3 protein-coding genes are annotated in these 2,584 nt (G+C 69.3%); 2 read left to right on the forward strand and 1 reads right to left on the reverse strand.

Annotated features, from left to right (window positions below):
- Positions 1 to 82 precede the first annotated feature (82 nt).
- A complete protein-coding gene (locus ACIKT0_RS16695; RefSeq protein ID WP_407106505.1) occupies positions 83 to 409 on the reverse strand; it encodes a hypothetical protein in 327 nt (108 codons plus the stop codon).
- Between the two features lie 293 nt (positions 410 to 702).
- Here ACIKT0_RS16695 and sciP point away from each other — a divergent pair, with 293 nt between their 5' ends.
- Positions 703 to 978 carry a CtrA inhibitor SciP gene (sciP, locus tag ACIKT0_RS16700; protein WP_183395453.1) on the forward strand — a complete coding sequence of 92 codons (276 nt, stop codon included), beginning with the start codon at positions 703 to 705 and terminating at the stop codon, positions 976 to 978.
- Positions 979 to 1,136: 158 nt separating this feature from the next.
- Positions 1,137 to 2,584, forward strand: a 1,448-nt coding sequence (gene fliF, locus ACIKT0_RS16705) for a flagellar basal-body MS-ring/collar protein FliF (protein ID WP_407106506.1), incomplete at its 3' end; no start/stop codon positions are given.

Raw genomic sequence — 2,584 nt, forward strand, 5'->3', positions numbered from 1 at the left:
TCAGCCGGCGCGCGGCGGCGCCGGCCTCAGAAAGCGGTCCAGGAAAGAGCTGACGCCGGAATCCTCCGAGCCGTCCTCGGACTCAAGGCTCAGCTGGGCTGGAGGCGGCGGCCGGAAGCTGGGCGTCCTGGACCGGGGTGGCGTCGATCTGGAGCGCAGCAGGCGGAGCCGGAATCGCGATGGCAGCCACGCCCGCCGGAGCGAGGGCGTTCGCGTCCGCCGTCTCGTCCTTTGTCTTGCGTGGGCCGGCGATCGCGGGAACAGGCGAGTCGCTCGCGCCAAATCCCGCCGCCGAGGCGTCCAGCAGCGCGCCGAAAAGCGCGCCCAGCGCCGAGTCGGCGGCGGGCGGCGTGGCCGCCGGGGGCGCGGAGGCGAGGCTTGCTGGAGCGATCGCGGAAATAACGGTCATTCTGGTCTCGGTCGACGGACAGCGTCACCGCAGCAATCGCCATGCCACGCCAAATCCCTCAATTTCGAGGCGATCCGCGCCCCCGTCGGCCCGGTCGTTTCTGCCCGCTCAGGCAAAAACTGCCGCCTCGCGAAAGGTACTTGGGAAAGGCCCAAGATCATAAATCGTTAGTATTCGAATTACTCTCTCTTAACCTTTGGAACTCTCTCGAAAACCGCTTTTCCGCTTAGCCAAATGTTAAATCGGGGCCCGTAACGTCAGCGTGTAAGGGTCAGACGCGCGTGAGAGTATCGATGACCGAAGTGCATCGCGGACGAACCAAATACGTGATCGGGCCGGACGGCAGTCCGCTCACGATCGCGGACTTGCCGCCGTCTGACACCAAGCGCTGGGTGATCCGCCGCAAAGCAGAGGTGGTCGCGGCGGTTCGCGGCGGCCTGTTGAGCCTTGAGGAAGCCTGTCAGCGCTACACGCTGACCGTGGAAGAATTTCTGTCGTGGCAGGCCTCGATCGACCGCCACGGGCTCGCGGGGCTGAGGACGACGCGAATCCAACAGTATCGCGCCTGATCAACCCAAGACTTCGACGCTTCCAGCGCGCCGGCCCTCGTGGCCGGCGCACTCGTTTCTGGCCCCGCCGGCGCCGCGGTTAACGACCCGTTTACCATAAGCCGGGCAATTCTTGCCGGGCGCCGCCATCCTCGGAGTTGCGGCGACGGGGGATAGCAGTGACGGGTCTGCTCCAGTTCTTGCGCACGTTCGGCCCGGGCCGCATCGCCGCCATGGGCGCCGTCACGCTTGCGCTCGTCGGCTTCTTCGCCTTCGTCATCGTCCGCTTCACGACGCCCGAGATGGTCCCCCTGTTCACGGACCTCACGCTCTCCGACTCCGCGGCGATCGTGAAGCAGCTGGACCAGCAGGCCGTGCCCTACGAGCTGCGCCAGGAGGGCGCCAGCATCGTCGTGCCGAGGGAACGCGCCGCGAAACTGCGCATGCAGCTCGCGGAGCAGCGGCTGCCCTCCGGCGGCGGCGTCGGCTGGGAGATCTTCGACAAGGGCGACGGCTTCTCGGCGACGAGCTTCGTGCAGAACGTCAACCACCTGCGCGCGCTCGAAGGCGAGCTCGCGCGCTCGATCGCCTCGCTCGACCGGGTGGCCTCCGCGCGGGTGCATCTGGTGGTGCCGGAGCGCCCGCTCTTCACGCGCGACGCGCCGAGCCCGTCGGCCTCGATCGTGATCCGCACCCGCGGCGAACTCGGCGCCGGAGAGATCCGGGCGATCCGCCACCTCGTCGCCTCGGCCGTGCAGGGACTGAAGCCCGAGAAGGTGTCGCTGATCGACGACGCCGGCAAGCTGCTCGCGGACGGCGCCGGATCGGAGGACGCCATCGGCGCCGCGGACGATCAGGCGACGGCGCTCGAAAAGCGCCTGCGCGACCGCGTCGAGGCCATCGTGGGCCGGGTCGTCGGCGCCGACCGCGCGCGCGTCGAGGTCCGGGCGGAGATGGACCGCACCAAGTCGACGCTGACCTCCGACGTCTACGACCCGGAGAGCAAGGTCGTCCGCTCGACGCAGACCCGCGAGGAGACCTCGCAGTCGACGGAGCCCGCCGAGCAGGGCGTGACCGTCGCCAACCAGCTTCCCAACGCGCAGCAGAGCCCGACCGCGCAGCAGGCCAGGGACGCCTCCAACAAGACCGAGGAGGTCGTCAATTACGAGATCTCCCGCACCACCCGCACGGAGGTCCAGGACGGCGGACGCCTCAAGCGGATCTCGGTCGCGGTGCTGGTCGACGGCGTCTACTCACACGCCCCGAACGGCGATGTGAGCTACGCCCCGCGGCCGCAGGAGGAACTCGACCGGATCGGCGCGCTGGTCCGCGCGGGCGTCGGCTTCGACCAGGCGCGCGGCGACACCGTCGAGGTCGTGAACCTCCGCTTCGCCCAGCTTCCGGGCGCAGGCGCCGGAGAGCCGCCGGCGGCCGGCATGTTCGAGCTCACCCGGGCGGACATGATGCGCTTCGCGGAACTCGCGGTGCTCGCGCTGCTCACCCTGCTCGTGCTGCTGTTCGTGGTCCGGCCGCTGATGCGCAAGGCGCTGTCGTCCGAGATCTTCATGCCTGCGCTGCCGGCCGGGGACGCCGCGGGCGGCAACGCCGCGCCGCAGCTCGCGGCCAG

Origin of the sequence: Hansschlegelia beijingensis, assembly GCF_045505405.1 — a bacterium.
In the GTDB taxonomy this organism is placed as follows: Bacteria; Pseudomonadota; Alphaproteobacteria; order Rhizobiales; family Methylopilaceae; genus Methylopila; species Methylopila beijingensis_A.

Bases quoted from the DNA above. Each gene is read 5' to 3' on its own strand.
- ACIKT0_RS16695 (WP_407106505.1), bottom strand. From the start codon at position 409: ATGACCGTTATTTCCGCGATCGCTCCAGCAAGCCTCGCCTCCGCGCCC.
- sciP (WP_183395453.1), top strand. From the start codon at position 703: ATGACCGAAGTGCATCGCGGACGAACCAAATACGTGATCGGGCCGGAC.